The sequence below is a fragment of the Acidocella sp. genome, from assembly GCF_052326845.1.
Lineage (GTDB): Bacteria > Pseudomonadota > Alphaproteobacteria > Acetobacterales > Acetobacteraceae > Acidocella.
The window spans coordinates 20,893-39,424 of the sequence record NZ_JBKQJR010000151.1; the positions used below are offsets into that span (position 1 = coordinate 20,893).

The window sequence follows — 18,532 nt, forward strand, 5'->3', positions numbered from 1 at the left end:
TTTAACGCTGCGGTTCAATCAAACCTTGCGCCGCCTGGCAACTGGCTTCACCGGTTTTTTTGCTGCGCGCGCGAATTGCGCCTCCAGCCGGGCGAAATCCTCGGCCTGTTCGGCCAGACGCGCCTCGGGCAGGTTCAACGCCTCGGCGGCCAGCGCGTGCATGCGCCGAATCTCGGCCAGATGCGCCCCGGCATCCAGCGATTGCGTGACCCCGCTCGCGTGCCGTCGGTGCGTGTTCAGCGGCTCGGCGATGTACACCAACTCGCCTTCCTGGCCCGCGAGCAGCGCCAGATACAGGCGCCAATCCCCGGCGAGCTTCCATTCCTCCAACTCCGGCACTGCCGCCAGCGCCTTCAGCAGCGCCTCGCGCCGCCACAGCACGGCGCTCACGTTCGGGATGAGATTGCGCACGGAAAGCATCCGCGCCGCGAACTCCCGCGCCTTCCAGATGCCCGAGCAAGCCAGCTCCCTCACCCCGCAGGCGAAGTAGTAGGACTGGTAGTCCGGCATCACCTCCATGCCGGTCTCGTCGATGGCCCGGCTGTCGGTAAAGCCGAGCAGCGGGGTTTGCGCCCCCGCCATGGCCTCGACCAGCCGGGAGAGGAAGCGCGGATCGGCCGCGTCATCCGCCTCGCACAGCCAGATGAATTCGCCCGAGGCAGCCTCGGCTGCGCGCTTCCACTGCGCGAACACCCCGGCATTCTTCTTGTTCGCCAGCACGCGCAGCTCCCGTCCTGAAGCCTCGGCCAGTTCCGCCGCCACGGCCAGCGAATCATCGCGGGAGGCATCGTCCAGCAGCAGCACCTCCTGCACCGGGTAGGTCTGCGCGAACACGGTGGTGAGCCGCTCCGGCAGATACCGCGCATAATTGTAGTTCAGCACCGCCACGCTCACCGTCTTCAGCGCCGGTGTGGCCAGGCGGAGCAGCTCCTGCACATAGGCCCCGAACTCGAACTTCCGCGCCGCCATGGCAGAGAGGCGCGGGCGCAGGGCGTCGAGCGTCTCATGGTCCAGTAGGCTGGCCAGCTCTGTCAGGAAATCCTCGGCATCGGCGGGCTTGGCAACGCGCCCGGCCTGCTCGCGGCGCAGCAGCTCAGGGATGCCGCCGCTCTCGTCGAAGGCGACGCAGGGCACGCCGCAGGCCAGCGCCTCCATCACCACCGTCGGCAGCGGGTCCTCGCGCGAGGTCAGCGCCAGCACATCCGCGGCGGAGAAATATTCCGCCACGCGCTCAGTATAAGGGATGTGCGTGAAACATCCGGCGGCCTGTGCGCGCTCCATCTCGGGGGCGAGATAGGTGCGCAGCATGAACTCGATGTCGCCCACCCAGACGAAATACACATCGCTCCGCCGCGCCGCCAACGTCCGTGCCATTTGCAGGAAGAGATCGAACCCCTTGCGGATATGCCCGAACCCGGCGCCAAGCACCAGGAAGCCCTCATCCGGTATGCCCAGCTCGCGGCGGATGCGCGTGCGCGCCGCTTCGTCGAAGCGCATCTCCTGGTAATTGCCCTGCGCCAGCACCACCGCGTTCTCACGCCGCAGCTCCACCGCCGCCGCGAATTTGTCCCCCAAATAGCCTGAGGAAAACACGAGGTTGCTCGCAGCGCCCGCGCCCAGCCGCGCCTGGATCTCCAGGTTGTACTCCTTCAGCAGCTGCGGCATCTCGTGCACCAGCATGGTGGCGCTTATGCCCCGCTGCTCCAGCCACGGCACCACCCGCGCCGAGGCGGCGGAGTTGACGATGGCGGCGCGTATGCCCATCGCTTTGTATTTATCGAGCAGATTGCCGATGATCGTCTTGTCGTAGGCGACACTCACCTCGGCGGTCTCGTAATATCTGCCGAGCAGCGGGCCAACGCCCAGCAGCAGCAGATGCACCTTGATGCCCCATTGGCGCTTCAGCTTGCGGGCGATGTTGAGGAGCAGCAATTGTGCGCCATGGGCCTGCGCGTCATGCCCCACGAGCAATATGCCGGCGGAGAATTCCGCCACGTCCCGCTCACAAATGGCGCGCGCGGTGGCGTTGAGGAAGGCAGCACCCGAATGCACATCCGGTTCCAGAAACGCGCCCTCGGCCCACTCATTCCAGGCATTTACGCAGATGATCCGTTCGTCGTAGAATGGATTCTCGGCGGTGTAGTCAATGAGTTTCTCGAGCCAGTCCTGGTATAGCGAGGGCGTGGCGTTATGCAGCGCCAGGCCCTTGCCCTCGCGGCGGGGGTCATTGTCCCAGCCCGGCACGATGGTTTTGATCAAGGGATAATCTGGCACCGGCAGCTTCAGTGATGTCTCCGCGATATCGGCATAGTCATGCACCGTAGCGGAGAAATCCGGGTCGAGCAGGGTGAGCGTGTCGTTGATCCGCTTTGTCTCCTGGCTCAGCTTGTGCGGCGGGAATTCCACCGCGCCATCCAGCCCGTAGGGCTCCGGGTCGTAATCGCCCAGGCTCTGCGCCATGATGATGAGCGGGCTCTCGCCATGCAACTCGCTGAACATGCGCCGCCATTTGGCGATGCGCGCCGTCGCGTCGGGGATCAGCGTGATGCGATAGATCATCAGCAGCGGCCGGCCATCGATGCGGATATAGCGCGGGTCCTCGAACAGCCGGACGAAATGCGCGATCAGCGCCGGGTCGTCCTCTTCCAGATACTCCTGCGCGATCAGCACCTCGCGCTCCAACCCATCCCAGCGCCTGGTCCAGTTCTCGTTCGCCCACATCGCACAGAAGGAGAAGTCAAAGGATTTATCTGCGAGAAACTGCTCCAGCGGCTTTTCCAGCAGGCGGTGCCGGTTGAACCAGTAGGTGTAGAACACGAAGCCTTCCAGCCCTGCGCTCTTGGCCATCTCGATCTGCCGCTTCAGCGTGTTCGGGTCGTCCAGCGAGTAATGCCCGAGGTCGCGCGGGATGCGCGGCTGCACATGGCCGATGAAGCGCGGCAGCGCCCGGCCGAGATTCGTCCAATCGGTAAAGCCCTTGCCCCACCAGGCATCGTTCTCCGGCACGTGGTGGAATTGCGGCAGGTAATAGGCCAGCAGTTTCGCTTTGCGCTTCGCATGCGCGGGGGCGGGCTGGAATTCCTCGAAATACGGGGCAGGGCGGGTGGCGCGCCGCACCGCCGCGGGCACCAGCCCTTCCTGCTCCGGCCGCTGCGGCAGGAACATGCCGCTCTGCCGGTGCGCCAGATAGTGCAGCAGCGGGTTCTCTCCGCCCAGCATCGTGCCGTAGCGGTTGATGTAGAATTTCAGGTCGAAATCCGGCGCCGGGCTGCGCCCCTCGGTCACGCCGAACAGCAGGAAATGCTCGAACGGATCCGCCCCGCCTTGCGCCACGTCCGGGTTGTTCTCCAGGTACCAGGCGGCGTCGAACACCGGCACGGGGCTCACCTGCCCGGTGCAGCGCCGCTCCAAAAAATGCCGCAGGCAGGATTCGCCGGGCCCCAGCCGGTAGGTTTCGCGGTACCAGGCGGTGTGGAACAGCGGCGAGGGATCGCGCCCCTCCGCCTCCCCGGCGATGATGTAATGCAGCAGCGGGTTGATCCCGGTGGCGGCGACATCCGGGTAGCGCGCCAGATACCAGGCCGGGTCGAAATACTGGTTGGGGCGCGCGCCATTGGCCCAGCCCTCGGCGCAGAAATGCGCCACGCCATCATCGCCGCTGGCGGCGGGGGCCGGGTGCTGCGCCAGATACCAGGGCGAGAGAAACAGCCCGCTCCGCCGGATGATCTCGATTTCCGCTTTCAGATACGCCGCCAAACCAAAGCCCTCCTTGCGCATCATGCCTGCGCGGGGCGGTGTTTGTCACGCCCTGGTGGCGAGAACAGCAGCACAGCGCAAGCGAAACCCGCTTATCTGCTCACCGCCGCATGCAGCACGGGCACGATGCCGGAGAGCAGGACCTGCACGCCGATGCCCAGGAGCAGGAAGGCGGCGATGCGCGCCACTACCTGCTGACCGGAATGGCCAAGCACGGCGGCGATGCGGTCCGCCATGCTGTACGACAACCAAATCAGCACTGCCATGGTCAGGCAGGCGAGGGAGGCGCCGGCATAGAAGCCGCCCATGCTCGGCAGCAAATCCGGCCGCGCCGTGCCGAGCGATACCGCCACGGCGATGGTCCCAGGCCCGGTGGTGAAGGGCAGCGTAAGGGGGAAGAAGGCGTAGCCGGCCAGATCCTCGGTAATCGCGCTACTCACCGGCGCCGCCTCGCGCTGTTTGCGCGCTGCGGTATTGTCCGGGGCGGAGAGCATCTCATAGGAGCGCACCGCCACCACCAAGCCGCCGGCGATGCGAAGCGCGTTCATCGAGATGCCAAAGAAGCTCAATATGTACGTGCCGGCCCAGAGGGCGATGAGCATCACCCCGGTCGAGTACAGCGCCACCTTCCGAGCCAGGATCACGCGCTGCAAATGGCTTTGCGTTGCCGTGACCTCATGGAAAATAATCGCCCCGCCCAGCGGGTTGACGATGGAAAACAGGGCCGGAAAGGCGAGCAGGAACGCGGAGAGGATGCTGGCGAACATAGTCACAGCCCCGCCATCTCCCTGAATTCCTGCTCTGTCAACATGCGTATCCCCAGCTCCGCCCCTCCTTACCCCAACTTCCGCCCGCGCCGCCACCCGTCATGCCCGCGAAAGCGGGCATCTCCCGCCGCGCCGCGTCATCGCGAGGGCGCGCAGCGCCCGTGGCGATCCATCTTGGCGCTTCGTTAACAGCATGCAGTGTTGTCGCCATGCGCAAGACCCTGCCCCCTGCTCGCCGTCTTTTTGCTCCTCACCGCCTGCGCGCCGGTGACATCTGTCCGGGGGGAGTGCGGCTGTTATTGGGGGCCGTCTCCAGGCTCGGAGGTGGATTTACTGGCGAATATCGGCGACCGCGTGTTCTTCTCGTTCGACAGTGCGATGCTGACGAAGGACAAATGCAGCACGATCACGGGACCGGAAGCGCTCCAGATTTGGACCCCACACGGCCCGGCATGCGGCAAAATCGTGGCTAGTGAGACGCTCCTCAACCGCCAAGCCGCATGGCTCGCCAAATATCCGAGCAACAAAATCCTCATCGCCGGAAATGCCGATGAGCGCGGCACCGAAACCTACAACCTCGCCCTCGGCCTAAAGCGCGCCGACGCCGCGCGGGATTACCTCATTGCCAACGGCGTGGCGCCCAACCATATTAAGACGATCTCCTACGGCAAGGACCGCCCGGTTGCCGCGGGCCATGACGAGGCGGCTTGGGCCCAGAACCGCAATGCCATCACCTCGGTGCAAGGCTTCAATCCGCAGAGCCCCTAAAACCCCGCCATCTCCCTGAACTCCTGTTCCGTCAACATGCGTATCCCCAGCTCCGCGGCCTTCTTCGCCTTGGAGCCCGCATCCTCGCCCACCACCACGAAATCCGTCTTCTTCGAGACCGACTCCGTCACCTTCGCGCCCAGCGCCTCGGCCCGCGCCTTCGCCTCCGGCCGGGCCATGCCCAGCGTGCCGGTGAACACGATTACCTTGCCCGCCAGCGGCGAGTTGGAGACGGCAGCACTCGCCGCGTCCTGCACCGTCACTGCGCGCTCGAGTGCTGCCAGCGTGTCCAGGTTGTGCTGTTCGTCGAAAAACGCCACGAGGTCGGTTGCGATGGTCGGGCCGACGCCGGAGATCGAGCCCAGCTCCAGCCGCGCATCGGAGCCGATCTCGCGCGCCGCGATCATCCCCGCCTTCCAATTGGCATAGCTGCCATAATGCCGCGCCAGCAGCTTGGCGTTGTTCTCGCCGATGCGCCGTATGCCGAGCGCGTAGATGAAGCGCTCCAGCCCGATCTCGCGCCGGGCGTTGATGGCGGCGGTGAGCTTGGCGGCGGAAACCTCACCCCAGCCCTCGCGCTGCGCGATTTCATCCTCATGCCGGGGCAGGGCGAAGATATCCGGCGCGCTTTTTAGCAGCCCGGCCTGATAAAATTCCTGCACGGTCTTCTCGCCCATGCCCTCGATGTCGAACGCCCCGCGCGAGCAGAAATGGATCAGCCGCTCCACCACCTGGGCGGGGCAGGAGAGGCCGCCCGTGCAGCGGCGCACGGCCTCGTCGGTGTCGCGCACGGCCAGCGCCCCGCAAATCGGGCAATGGGTGGGGAATTTGAACGGGTGCGTGTGCTCGCCGCGCTTCAGCACGCCGAGGATCTGCGGAATCACATCGCCTGCGCGCTGCAACTCCACAATGTCGCCGATGCGCACGTCCTTGCGCGCGATCTCATCCTCGTTATGCAGCGTCGCGTATTGCACCAGCACGCCGCCGACATTTACCGGCTTGAGCCGCGCACGCGGTGTCAGCGCCCCGGTGCGGCCCACCTGGATTTCGATGTCCTCAAGCACCGTGCTGGCTTTTTCGGCGGGGAACTTCCACGCGCAAGCCCAGCGCGGGGCGCGGCCCACGAAGCCGAGGCGCGCCTGCAAGGCGAGGCCGTTCACCTTGTATACCACGCCGTCGATGTCATAGGGCAGCTCGGCACGCTCGGCGCCGATGCGCGCCTGGAACGCTTCGGCGTCCCCCTCGTCCACCCGCTCCGAGAGGGGGTTCACCTTGAACCCCCAGCGCTTGAGCGTGGTGAGATACCCCCAATGCGTGTCCGCCACCGGCGTCGCGGTTTCGCCCTGGGCGTAGGCGAACAGCGAGAGTTTGCGCTTCGCTGTCACCTCGGGATCGAGCTGGCGCAGGCTCCCGGCGGCGGCATTGCGCGGGTTGGCGAATTGCTTGTCCGGGCTGCTCTCGTTCAGCGCCAGGAAATCCGCCTTGGTCATGTAAACCTCGCCACGGATCTCGATGAAATCCGGCGCGTCATGCGGCAGCTCGCGCGGCAGCTCACGCAGTGTGAGCATGTTGGTGGTCACGTCCTCGCCCTCGGTGCCGTCGCCGCGTGTCGCCGCGCGCACAAATTTCCGGCCCTCGTAGGTGAGCGAGATGGACAAACCGTCGATCTTCGGTTCCGCCACAAAAACCCACGCCGAATCCAACCCCAGGAAGCGGCGCTTGCCCTGCCAGAACTCGGCGAACTCCTCCTGGCTGAACACATTGTCCAGCGAGAGCATCGGCGTGCGGTGCCGAATTTTGCCAAACCCCGTGGCCGGGCGCGCGCCAACCCGCGCCAGCACATGTGCCTCCTCGCGCAACTCGGGATGCGCCTTGAGGATATCCTCCGCCTCGCGGCGCAGCGCGTCGTATTCCGCGTCGGTCATCTCCGGGGAATCGCGCTCGTAATAGGCCTCGTTCGCCGCCTCGATCTTTTCGAGCAGCGCCTGGAGCTTGGTTTTTGCAGTCATATCCGTAGTAAGCTTTCAGCCGCCTGCCTTGCGGCATCCGTCACAAATTCCCCAGCCAGCATCCGCGCGATCTCCTCGCGCCGTGCCTCACTGTCCAGCACATCCACTTCCGTCACCGCTCGGTCGCTGGCCACGCGCTTGGCCACGCGCAGCTGTGCCGCGCCCCGCGCCGCCACTTGCGGGGAGTGCGTCACCACCAGCACCTGCACGCCCATCGCCACGCGGGCCAGGCGCTCGCCCACAGCCGCAGCCGTGGCGCCGCCAATGCCGGAATCCACCTCGTCGAAGATCAGCGTCTCCACCGAGCCGCCGCCGGTCAGCACCACTTTCATCGCCAGCATCAGGCGGGAGAGTTCGCCGCCCGAGGCGATCTTGTCCAACGCGCCGGGCGTCTCGCCAGGGTTGGTGGCAATCAGGAACCGCACCGCATCGGCGCCGCGCGGCCCCCATTGCGCTTCCGGCAGCATTGCGCGTTCCACCACGAAGCGCGCCCGTTCCAGCTTCAGCGGCGGCAGCTCGGCACCGATCGCCGCTTCCAGCCGCCGCGCCGCATCCTCGCGCAAGGCGGAGAGCGAAGCCGCCTTCTCCACGTAATCGGCGCGCAGCCGCGCCGTCTCCGCTGTCAGCGCCGCGATGTCCGCCACGCCGCTCTCCAGCGCCGCCAGCTTGGCGCGCAAGGCGGCAAAGAAATGCGGCAGCTCCGTCACCTGCACGCCATGCTTGCGCGCGGCGGCGCGCAGGGCGAACAGCCGCTCCTCGGTGGCCTCCAGCGCGCGCGGGTCGTCCTCTTCCGCCGCGGCCAGCCGTTCCAGAAAATCCTCGGCCTCGGCCAGTGCGACCTCGGCCCGCTCCAGCGCCGCCATGGCGGGACCAGCCGGGTTCACATGGCCGGCTGGCACCGTCACCTTGCCCAACGCCCGGGCCGCGGCGCGCAGGCTGGCGGCGGGGCCGGAGGCGCGGCGGTCCTTGGGGCGAAGCTCGGCGATGGCGCTGGCGATGGCCTCGGCCCGGCGCTCTCCGGCCTGCAAGCGCAGGCGCTCCCCGGCCAGGGCGTCTTCCTCGCCCGGCACCGGGTTCAGCTTCGCCAGCTCATCCGCCGCGTGGCGCAGGAAATCCTCTTCCCTCGCGGCTTCCTCGATCCGCCGCTCCGCCTCTTTCAGCCGCGCCGCAGCCTCGCGCCACGCCTTGTGCGCCGCCGCCACGGCCTCGCGCGGGGCAGGGGGCACGCCGAATGCGTCCAGCAGGAAGATATGGTTCGCCGGGTCCGCCAGCCCGACCTGCTCGTGCTGGCCCTGGACCTCGATCAGCAACCCGGCGAGCTTCTTCAGGAAGCCCACGCTCACCGGCTGGTCGTTCACCAGCGCGCGGGAGCGTCCATCCCGCGCCACGATGCGCCGCACAAAAATCTCAGGGCCCGAATCCAGCCCGTGCTCGCCCAGCAGCGCCTGCGCGGCGTGGCCCTCGCCCACGGAGAAGCTCGCCGCCACCACGGCCTGCTCGGCGCCTGCGCGGATCAGCCCGGCATCGGCCCGCGCGCCCAGCGCCAAGCCCAGGCTGTCCAGCAGAATCGACTTGCCCGCGCCGGTCTCGCCGGTGAGCGCGGTCAGCCCCGCCTCGAAATGCAGGTCCAGGCGCTCGATCAGCACGACATCGCGGATCGAGAGGCTGTTGAGCATGCGGGGTTAAAAGATCCCGAAACCGTGGTGCTGCGCAGGCGGCGGCGGGGCGTTGCTGCCGGTCCCGGCCTGGGTCTCGTTGGCGGCGGTTGCCAGCCCGTGGTCCTTCAGCTTGCCATAGGCGGTCTGGTACCAGCTGCTGCCGGGGTAGTTGTAGCTGAGCACCGAGGCCGTGCGCACCGCGGCGTCGGTCAGCCCGAGGTCGAGATAGCATTCCACCAGGCGCTCCAGCGCCTCGGGCGCGAAGGTGGTGGTCTGGTAGTTGTCCACCACGTCCTGGTAGCGGCCGATCGCGGCGCCGTAGAGATGCTGCTTCTGGTAGAAGCGGCCGATATCCATGTCATGCCCGGCGAGGCGGCTATACGCCAGGCGCAGCTTGATGCGCGCATCGCGGGCATAGGCGCTGTCGGGGAAGCGGTCGATCACGTCCTGCAGCGTCTGGATCGCCTCGAAGGTCGTGGTCTGGTCGCGCTGCACGTCCTCGATCTGCTCGTAATAGCACAGTGCCTTCAGGTAATAGGCGTAGGCGGCTTCGGAGCTTTCCGGGTGCAGGCCGATGAAGCGGGTCAGCGAGCTGATCGCGTCATCGTAATCCTGCTGCTTGTACTGGGCGTAGCCGGCCAGGAGCTGGGCGTGGGTGGCCCAGGTCGAGTAGGGGTAGTTCTCCTCCTCGGCGTCGAAATCCTTGACGGCCTTGTCGTACTCGCCCTTCTGCATGTGTTCCACGCCCTGGGCGTAGAGCTGATCCGCCGGCGGAACCACGCCGCCGGGGAACTCCCCGCTATTGGCTGCGCTGTTTTTACTGGAACACCCGGCCAGGCCGACAGCCAGGGCGAGCAGGGAGACGCGGAAAAGGCCAGAGCAGAGTTTTGTCATCGCGTGCGGCTTATAGCAGTTAATCCGGGAACGCGAAGCCTCGGGAACCGCCCTTAGCCACCTAACGGTGTATTTGCTTGACTTCCCCTGCGGCAGGGCTAAGACACCGCCATCTCCAACCGGACATTCCGGGGCAAAGCGCCCGGGATGCTCTAGCCGTTGCCTGCAATCCAGGCTGCGCATACCCCACCGGGCCGCCGTGCCCGTATGTTTAAGGACATTTTCAGCCACATGGCTTCCATTTCTCACGCCCTCCGTCATTCGGACGCGCCGGCCTATGCCGGGGCCGATGATTTCGCTGCTCTTCTCGATTCCTCCCTCGGCGCCGGCGGCGGCTTCGAGGGTTCCGTCGTTACCGGCACGGTGCTCCGGATCGACGATGACTACGTGATTGTCGATGTCGGCCTGAAGAGCGAGGGCCGCGTGCCGCTCCGCGAATTCGCGCCCATGGGCGCCAAGCCGGAAGTTCATGCCGGCGACGTGTACGACCTCTACATCGAGCGCTACGAAGACAAAGACGGCTCGATGGTTCTGTCGCGCGAGAAGGCTCGCCGCGAGGAGTCCTGGACCCAGCTGGAGAAGGCCTTCGAGGCCCAGACCCGCGTGAACGGCGTGATCCACGGCCGCGTCAAGGGCGGCTTCACCGTCGATCTCGGCGGCGCCACGGCGTTCCTGCCCGGCTCCCAGGTCGATATCCGTCCGGTGCGCGACGTCGCCCCGCTGATGGGCGTCTCCCAGCCGTTCCAGATCCTCAAGATGGACCGCCAGCGCGGCAACATCGTCGTCTCCCGCCGTGCGGTTCTGGAAGAGACCCGCGCCGAGCAGCGCTCCGAGCTGATCCACGGCCTGAAGGAAGGCCAGATCCTCGACGGCGTGGTGAAGAACATCACCGATTACGGCGCGTTCGTGGACCTCGGCGGCGTGGACGGCCTGCTGCATGTCACCGACATCGCCTGGAAGCGCATCAACCACCCGGCCGAGGCGCTGACCATCGGCCAGCCGGTCAAGGTGCAGGTCATCCGCTTCAACCCGGACACCCAGCGCATCAGCCTCGGCATGAAGCAGCTTGAGGCCGATCCGTGGGAGGGCGTGGAAGCCAAGTACCCGCCGGGCATCAAGGTCTCCGGCCGCGTCACCAACATCACCGACTACGGCGCCTTCGTGGAGCTGGAAGCAGGCGTCGAGGGCCTGGTGCACGTTTCCGAGATGTCCTGGACGAAGAAGAACGTCCATCCGGGCAAGATCGTCTCCACCTCGCAGGAAGTGGAAGTGGTCGTGCTGGACGTGGACGCCTCCAAGCGCCGCATCAGCCTCGGCCTGAAGCAGGTTCAGCGCAACCCGTGGGAAGAGTTCCAGGACGAGCACCCGATTGGCTCGATCGTGGAAGGCGAGATCCGCAACATCACCGAGTTCGGTCTGTTCATTGCGGTTGGCGCCGAGATCGACGGCATGGTCCACATGTCCGACCTCTCCTGGGAAGAGACCGGCGAGCAGGCCATTGCCAAGTTCGCCAAGGGCGAGGTCGTCAAGGCCAAGGTGCTCGACGTGGACGTGGAGAAGGAGCGCATCTCGCTCGGCATCAAGCAGCTTGAGGTCGACCCGGCCGCTGGCGTGCTGGATCGCATCCACAAGAACCAGATCGTCACCTGCGTCGTTACCGCTGTGCAGAGCAACGGCATCGAAGTGAAGGTTGACGACGTGCTGACCGGCTTCATCCGCCGCGCCGAACTGGCGCGCGACAAGGGTGAACAGCGCCCCGAGCGCTTCGCCGTCGGCGACAAGGTCGATGCCAAGATCACCGCGGTGGACCGCGCGGCCCGCAAGCTGCAGCTGACCATCAAGGGCAAGGAAATCGACGAGGACAAGCAGGCGATCACCGAGTTCGGCTCGTCCGACTCCGGCGCTTCGCTGGGCGACATCCTGGGTGCGGCCATCCGCCGCCGCAACCAGCAGGTCGAGGACTGATCGTTCAGGGCAAGGGGCCGAGAGGCCCCCTGCATCTGTCAGGACCAGAAAAAGCACCCCGAAAGGGGTGCTTTTTTTTGGCCCGAATTCAGAATGTTGCGGCCAGGGAGTCTTCCGGCGGCGTGGCATTGATAAGCATTTGTTCACTAGATCGTGGGCTAGATAAGCCAGTCTTTATATCCAAGCAGGAGCCCGCCGTCCGATGACATCATTGAACCCGCTGTGCGCCTATCGTGACGCTGAGACCTTGCGGGCGCTCGCCAAATCCTTCGCCGTCATCGAATTCAAGCCGGATGGCACCGTTCTTTCCGCCAACGATGTGTTTTTGCGCACCATGGGCTACTCGGCACATGAGATCATCGGCCAGCACCACCGCATTTTTGTCGGGCGGGAGGAGGCGCAAAGCGGCGCCTATAGCGAATTCTGGCAGAAGCTGCGCGCCGGCACGTTCGATTCCGGCGAATTTTCGCGCCGCACCAAGTCCGGCGACGAAATCTGGCTGCGCGGCTCCTACACCCCGGTGCGCGGGCGGAACGGCAAAATTCACAAGATCGTCAAGCTGGCGCTGGACATCACCAAGGAGAAGCTCAAGGCCGTCAATGATGAGGGCCTGCTCGCCGCCATCAACCGCTCGCAGGCGGTCATCGAATTCGCGCTGGACGGCACCATCCTCACCGCCAACGAGAATTTCCTGCAAGCGCTCGGCTATGGCCGGGACGAGATCATCGGCCGCAAGCATAGCATGTTCGTCGAACCAGCCTACGCCGCTAGCCCTGCATACCAGGATTTCTGGACCCGTCTGCGCCGGGGCGAGTTCCTTTCCGCCGAGTTCCACCGCATCGGCAAGGGCGGGCGCGCCATCTGGCTGCAGGCCAGCTACAACCCGGTCTTCGACGCCACCGGCAAGGCCACCAAGGTGGTGAAATTCGCTACCGACCTGAGCGAGCGCATGGAGCATGTCGGCATCGTCGCCGGCGCGCTGGAGCGGGTGACGCGTGGCGATCTTACGGCGCGTATCGAGACCACGCTGATGCCCTCGCTCGACCGGCTGCGGGTGGATTTCAACACCTCTGCCGTGGCACTGTGCGAGGCGCTGCGCGCTGTCGGCGAATCTGCCAATGCCATTAGCGGCAGTGCCGGCACGGTCAGCCAGTCCGCCGATGAGCTGTCGCAGCGCACCGAACGCCAGGCCGCCAGCCTGGAGGAGACGGCCGCGGCGCTCGACGAGATCACCGTCACGGTGCGCAAGACCGCCGAAAACGCCGCCCAGGTGAACGAGGTGGTGCGCGCCGCCACGGGTGACACCAGCGCGTCCGAGGCCGTGGTGCAGGAGGCGGTGCAGGCGATGAACAAGATCGACACGAGCTCCGCCCAGATCGGCCGGATCATTGGCGTTATCGATGAAATCGCCTTCCAGACCAACCTGCTGGCGTTGAACGCCGGCGTGGAAGCGGCGCGGGCCGGCGATGCCGGGCGCGGCTTCGCCGTGGTGGCAACGGAGGTGCGCGCCTTGGCCCAGCGTTCGGCCGATGCCGCCAAGGAGATCAAGACCCTCATCAACGCCTCTGGCGCCGAGGTTGCCGCCGGTGTGCGGGCGGTGGGGCTGGCCCGGGAGGCGCTGGAGCGTATCGCCCAGCATGTCGTCAGCATCAACGCTGCGGTCGGCGCGATTGCCGCCAGCACGAGCGAGCAATCGCAAGGACTGGGACAGATAAATTCGGCTGTGAACCAGATGGACCAGATGACGCAGCAAAGCGCCGCCATGGTCGAGGAGGCCGCTGCCACCGGGCAGAGCCTGACCCAGGAGGTGGAGGGCATCATGGCGCTGCTCGGCAAATTCAGCACCGGGGCATCGCCGGTGGTTGCCGCAAGCTCCACGCCAGCCCGCCGCGCCACCGCAGGCCGGAAGGCCATGGCGCTGGCATAAAGGCAGGTGGCGCCGCCCATAAAGCTGGGCGGCGCCTGTTCCTTCAGCCCTGTTTGAGCACCCGCCCGGCCACGGCATCCAGCTTGGCCAGCGCGGCGGGGTCGCGGGCTTCCGGGGGGGTGATCAGCGCGTATTGCAGCGCCGTGTCGCAGCCATGCGGGCAGGCGGTGCGCGGGGCGGAGAGGCGCGGCAGCACCTCCTTCACCACGGAGCGCGCCTTGTCGGCATTGCCCAGCAGCACCTTCACCACCTGGTCCACGGTCACGGCGTCGTGGTCCTCGTGCCAGCAATCGTAATCAGTCACCATGGCGACGGTGGCGTAGTCCATCTCGGCTTCGCGGGCGAGCTTGGCCTCCGGCATGTTGGTCATGCCGATCACCGAGCAGCCCCAGCTGCGGTACAGGTTGGATTCGGCCAGGGTGGAGAATTGCGGGCCTTCCATCACCAGATAGGTGCCGCCGCGGGTATAGCTCAGGCCGAGCGCCTTTATGCTCTCCTCCAGCGCGTCGCCGATGCGCCCGCAGGTGGGGTGCGCCATGGAGACATGCGCCACACAGCCCGGGCCGAAGAAGCTCTTCTCACGCGCGAAGCTGCGGTCGATGAACTGATCCACAATGACGAAATGCCCCGGCGGCAGTTCTTCCTTCAGGCTGCCCACGGCGGACATGGAGATGATGTCCGTCACCCCCACGCGCTTCAGCGCGTCGATATTGGCGCGGTAGTTCAGGCTGGAGGGCGAGAGCTTATGCCCGCGCCCATGGCGCGGCAGGAACACCACCTTGGTGCCCTGGAATTGGCCGATCAGCAGCTCGTCGGACGGCGCGCCCCACGGCGTCTCCACCTTCTCCCAGCGCGTATCGGTCAGGCCCTCGATGTTATACAGCCCCGACCCGCCGATAATGCCGATCACCGGCTGTTTTGCTCCGCTCATGATTCTGATCCCCAAAACGGTAAAATACGGCGCCGCTTTACGGTTTTTTGCGGAGCTTGGCCATGCCGGGCGGGGCGGACGCAAAAAAGGCCGCACGGATGCGGCCTTTTTATGCGGGTTGCGCGCCCTGTTAGAACGGAATCTCGTCGTCAAGGTCGTTGCCCGGGCGCGTGTCCCAGCCGCCCACGGCGCGGGCCGGGGCTTTGGCGGGGGCGGCGGCGCGCGGCGCGGGCGCGTAATCGTCCCCGCCCATGCCGGCATTGCCGCCAGCCTTGTCCAGCAGCACCAACTCGCCGCCAAAGCGGCCGATCATCACCTCGGTGGTGTAGCGGTCCTGACCGGACTGGTCCGTCCATTTGCGGGTCTGCAGCTTGCCCTCGATATACACCTTCGAGCCCTTGCGCAGGTACTTCTCCGCCACATCGCCCAGACGGTCATTCATGATGACGACGCGGTGCCACTCGGTCTGCTCCTTGCGCTCGCCGCTCATCTTGTCGTTCCAGGTGTCGGAGGTCGCGACGGTGAGATTCACGATCTTCAGGCCCGACTGCGCGTTGCGGACTTCCGGGTCCTTGCCCAGATTGCCCACCAGAATCACCTTGTTCACACTACCAGCCACACGGACCTCCTCAACCAGAAATTGTCTTCAAGTTTAACGCATCTGCCGCAAATAAACCAGCGCGCGGCAGGGGGGTTTGCTTTATAGCCGCCGACCCCATATCCTACAAGAACATTGCCGGAACATCGGGGGCAGCATGGCGGAAGACAAGGGCGCGGGGTTCATTACCGTCCGTGGCGCGCGCGAACATAACTTAAAGAACATCGACATCCAGATCCCCCGCGAGCAGCTCACCGTCATCACCGGCCTCTCCGGCTCGGGCAAGTCGTCCCTGGCGTTCGACACCATCTACGCCGAAGGCCAGCGCCGTTACGTGGAATCGCTCTCCGCCTATGCCCGCCAGTTCCTGGAGCTGATGGGCAAGCCCGATGTCGATTCGATCGAGGGCCTGTCCCCCGCCATCTCCATCGAGCAGAAAACCACCTCGAAGAACCCGCGCTCGACCGTCGGCACCGTCACCGAGATCCACGACTATATGCGCCTGCTCTGGGCCCGCGCCGGCGTGCCGTATTCGCCCGCCACTGGCCTGCCCATCGAGGCGCAGACGGTCAGCCAGATGGTGGACCGGGTGATGGCGATGCCTGAGGGCACGCGTCTGCTGCTGCTGGCGCCGGTCATCCGCGACCGCAAGGGCGAGTACAAGAAGGAGCTGGCCGAGCTGCAGCGCAAGGGCTTCACCCGCGCCAAGATCGACGGCAAGCTCTACGAGATCGACCAGGCGCCCGCGCTGAACAAGAAGCTGAAGCACGAGATCGAGGCGGTGGTGGACCGCGTGGTCGTGAAGCCCGGCCTGGAAAAGCGCCTCGCCGATTCGTTCGAGACCGCGCTGGGGCTTACCGACGGCATCGTCTATGCCGAGGACGCGGATACCGGCGCCCGCACCGTGTTCTCCTCGCGCTTCGCCTGCCCGGTCTCCGGCTTCACCATCGAGGAGATCGAGCCCCGCCTGTTCTCCTTCAACTCCCCGCACGGCGCCTGCCCGGTTTGCGACGGTCTGGGCCACGAAATCTATTTCGACCCGCATCTGGTGGTGCCGGACGAGCAGCGCGCGCTGGACAATAACGCCATTGCCCCGTGGTCCGGCGTGCAATCGCCCTATTACGACCAGACGCTGGCCTCGCTGGCCAAGCATTTCGGCGTGAAGATGGCCACGCCTTGGGAGCGCCTGCCTGATGATGTGCGGAACAAAATCCTGTACGGCACCAAGGACGAGGTGAAATTCACCTACAAGGACTCCGCCCGCGCCTACACGGTGGAAAAACCCTTCGAGGGCGTCATCAGGAATCTCGAACGGCGGCTGAAGGAAACCGATTCCGCCTGGGTACGCGAGGAGCTTTCCCGCTACCACGCCGAGCGCCCCTGCGCCGCCTGCAACGGCGCGCGCCTCAAGCCCGAGGCGCTAGCGGTGAAGGTGGCGGGCAGGAACCTGGCCGAGGTCGCGGAGATGTCGATCGACAGCGCGAAAGCCTGGTTCGACACGGTGGCGGATACGCTCACCCCGCAGCGTCTGGAAATCGCCAGGCGAATCCTGCGGGAAATCCATGAGCGTCTGCAATTCCTGCTCGATGTCGGGCTGAACTACCTCACTTTGGCGCGCGGCTCGGCCACGCTCTCCGGCGGCGAGAGCCAGCGCATCCGTCTCGCCTCGCAGATCGGCTCCGGCCTTACCGGCGTGCTGTACGTGCTGGACGAGCCCAGCATCGGCCTGCACCAGCGCGACAATGAACGCCTGCTCGGCACGCTTAACCGGCTGAAAAACTTAGGCAACACCGTCCTGGTCGTGGAGCATGACGAGGACGCGATCCGCGCCGCCGACCATCTCATCGACATGGGGCCGCAAGCCGGCATCAATGGCGGCCATGTGGTGGCGCAGGGCACGCCCAAGGAGGTGGAGGCCAACCCGGCCTCCATCACCGGCGACTACCTCTCCGGCCGCCGCTCCATTCCCATTCCGCTTCGCCGCCCGCTGCAAAACGGCCGCATGATAAAAATCGTCGGCGCACGCGGCAACAATCTCAAGACCGTCACCGCCGAATTCCCGCTCGGCGTGTTCACCTGCGTCACCGGCGTTTCCGGCGGCGGCAAATCCACCCTGGTGGTCGATACGCTCTACAAGGCCATCTCCCGCCGCCTCATGGGCTCGGGCGAGGTCCCGGCGCCGCATGAGCGCATCGAGGGGCTGGAGCAGCTCGACAAGATCATCGACATCGACCAGTCCCCCATTGGCCGAACCCCGCGCTCCAACCCCGCCACGTACACGGATTTGTTCGCCCCCATCCGCGACTGGTTCGCCGAGATGCCGGAATCCCGCGCCCGCGGCTACAAGCCTGGGCGCTTCTCCTTCAACGTGAAGGGCGGGCGCTGCGAGGCCTGCCAGGGCGACGGCGTGCTGAAGATCGAGATGCATTTCCTGCCGGATGTCTTCGTCACCTGCGACACCTGCAAGGGCAAGCGCTACAACCGCGAGACGCTGGAGGTGAAGTTCCGCGGTAAATCCATTGCCGATGTGCTGGACATGTCGGTGGACGAGGCGCTGGTCTTCTTCTCCGCCGTGCCGAAAATCCACGACCGGCTTTCCATCCTTGTCCGCGTCGGCCTTGGCTACATCAAGCTCGGCCAGCTGGCCACGACACTCTCGGGCGGCGAGGCGCAGCGCATCAAGCTGGCCAAGGAGCTGGCCCGCCGCGCCACCGGCCGCACGCTCTACATCCTGGACGAACCCACCACCGTGCTGCATTTCGAGGATACGCGCAAGCTGCTGGAGGTGCTGCACGCGCTGGTGGACGCCGGCAACAGCATCGTCGTCATCGAGCATAATCTCGAAGTGATCAAAACCGCCGATCACATCATAGACATAGGCCCGGAAGGCGGGGCAGGGGGCGGGCGCATCATCGCCACCGGCACGCCGGAAGACATCGCCGAGGCGCCGGAGAGCTATACCGGGCGCTTCCTCAAACCGCTGCTCAAGCCGGTAAAAATGCGGAAAAAAGCTATCGCTGGCACCGCAACTACCGCTTGAGGGTGCATATCCGGATATTCCGCTGCATCGGCGATTTTACAATGTCGCAGGTGGAATCGTCGGGTTTAAGGTGAAGGGGGGCGAGTTCCGCAGCTATGCCGGGCGCGTCCGTCTTCACCTTAAACCCGACGATTCCACCTGCGACATTGTAAAATCGCCGATGCAGCGGAATATCCGGATATGCACCCTCAAGCGGTAGTTGCGGTGCCAGCGATAGCT

At 65.7% G+C, this 18,532-nt stretch carries 12 protein-coding genes; 4 read left to right on the top strand and 8 right to left on the bottom strand.

Annotation, left to right across the window (positions count from 1 at the left end; translation table 11 throughout):
• Positions 1 to 18 precede the first annotated feature (18 nt).
• Both ACLPJJ_RS10535 and ACLPJJ_RS10540 read right to left on the bottom strand, forming a co-directional pair.
• Complete coding sequence (locus ACLPJJ_RS10535) at positions 19 to 3,780, bottom strand: glycoside hydrolase family 99-like domain-containing protein (protein ID WP_443590932.1); 3,762 nt, start codon at positions 3,778 to 3,780, stop codon at positions 19 to 21.
• A 68-nt stretch (positions 3,781 to 3,848) separates the two neighbouring features.
• Positions 3,849 to 4,523, bottom strand: a complete 675-nt coding sequence (locus ACLPJJ_RS10540; RefSeq protein WP_443590933.1) for a MarC family protein — start codon at positions 4,521 to 4,523, stop codon at positions 3,849 to 3,851.
• Positions 4,524 to 4,766: 243 nt separating this feature from the next.
• On the opposite strand from ACLPJJ_RS10540, the gene ACLPJJ_RS10545 reads away from it, so the two are divergent.
• The gene (locus ACLPJJ_RS10545; protein WP_443590934.1) at positions 4,767 to 5,291 is read left to right on the top strand and encodes an OmpA family protein; all 525 of its coding nucleotides are present in this window, start codon (positions 4,767 to 4,769) and stop codon (positions 5,289 to 5,291) included.
• On the opposite strand, the gene ligA is transcribed toward ACLPJJ_RS10545, so the two are convergent.
• From ligA to ACLPJJ_RS10560, 3 genes are read right to left on the bottom strand one after another with little or no spacing between them, the layout of a single operon-like run.
• Entirely contained in the window at positions 5,288 to 7,300 is a 2,013-nt protein-coding gene (ligA, locus tag ACLPJJ_RS10550) for an NAD-dependent DNA ligase LigA (protein ID WP_443590935.1), read from the bottom strand. The genes ACLPJJ_RS10545 and ligA overlap by 4 nt on opposite strands.
• Entirely contained in the window at positions 7,297 to 8,976 is a 1,680-nt protein-coding gene (gene recN / locus ACLPJJ_RS10555) for a DNA repair protein RecN (RefSeq protein WP_443590936.1), read from the bottom strand. The genes ligA and recN overlap by 4 nt, the downstream gene beginning before the upstream one ends.
• A 6-nt stretch (positions 8,977 to 8,982) precedes the next feature.
• Positions 8,983 to 9,852, bottom strand: a complete 870-nt coding sequence (locus ACLPJJ_RS10560) for an outer membrane protein assembly factor BamD (protein ID WP_443590937.1) — start codon at positions 9,850 to 9,852, stop codon at positions 8,983 to 8,985.
• Positions 9,853 to 10,083: 231 nt separating this feature from the next.
• Here ACLPJJ_RS10560 and rpsA point away from each other — a divergent pair, with 231 nt between their 5' ends.
• Both rpsA and ACLPJJ_RS10570 read left to right on the top strand, forming a co-directional pair.
• Positions 10,084 to 11,817: a 30S ribosomal protein S1 gene (gene rpsA / locus ACLPJJ_RS10565; RefSeq protein WP_443590938.1), complete on the top strand. Its 1,734-nt coding sequence runs from the start codon at positions 10,084 to 10,086 to the stop codon at positions 11,815 to 11,817.
• A gap of 202 nt (positions 11,818 to 12,019) precedes the next feature.
• Positions 12,020 to 13,744, top strand: a complete 1,725-nt coding sequence (locus ACLPJJ_RS10570; RefSeq protein WP_443590939.1) for a methyl-accepting chemotaxis protein — start codon at positions 12,020 to 12,022, stop codon at positions 13,742 to 13,744.
• 43 nt (positions 13,745 to 13,787) lie between these two features.
• Here ACLPJJ_RS10570 and ACLPJJ_RS10575 read toward each other — a convergent pair whose 3' ends face one another.
• Entirely contained in the window at positions 13,788 to 14,675 is an 888-nt protein-coding gene (locus ACLPJJ_RS10575) for an S-methyl-5'-thioadenosine phosphorylase (protein ID WP_443590940.1), read from the bottom strand.
• Positions 14,676 to 14,805: 130 nt separating this feature from the next.
• The gene (gene ssb / locus ACLPJJ_RS10580) at positions 14,806 to 15,294 is read right to left on the bottom strand and encodes a single-stranded DNA-binding protein (protein ID WP_443590941.1); all 489 of its coding nucleotides are present in this window, start codon (positions 15,292 to 15,294) and stop codon (positions 14,806 to 14,808) included.
• A 136-nt stretch (positions 15,295 to 15,430) separates the two neighbouring features.
• Between ssb and uvrA the strand changes: the two genes are divergently transcribed.
• The gene (gene uvrA, locus ACLPJJ_RS10585; RefSeq protein WP_443590942.1) at positions 15,431 to 18,313 is read left to right on the top strand and encodes an excinuclease ABC subunit UvrA; all 2,883 of its coding nucleotides are present in this window, start codon (positions 15,431 to 15,433) and stop codon (positions 18,311 to 18,313) included.
• On the opposite strand, the gene ACLPJJ_RS10590 is transcribed toward uvrA, so the two are convergent.
• The coding region (locus tag ACLPJJ_RS10590; protein ID WP_443590943.1) for a hypothetical protein at positions 18,303 to 18,532 on the bottom strand (230 nt) is incomplete at its 5' end. The genes uvrA and ACLPJJ_RS10590 overlap by 11 nt on opposite strands.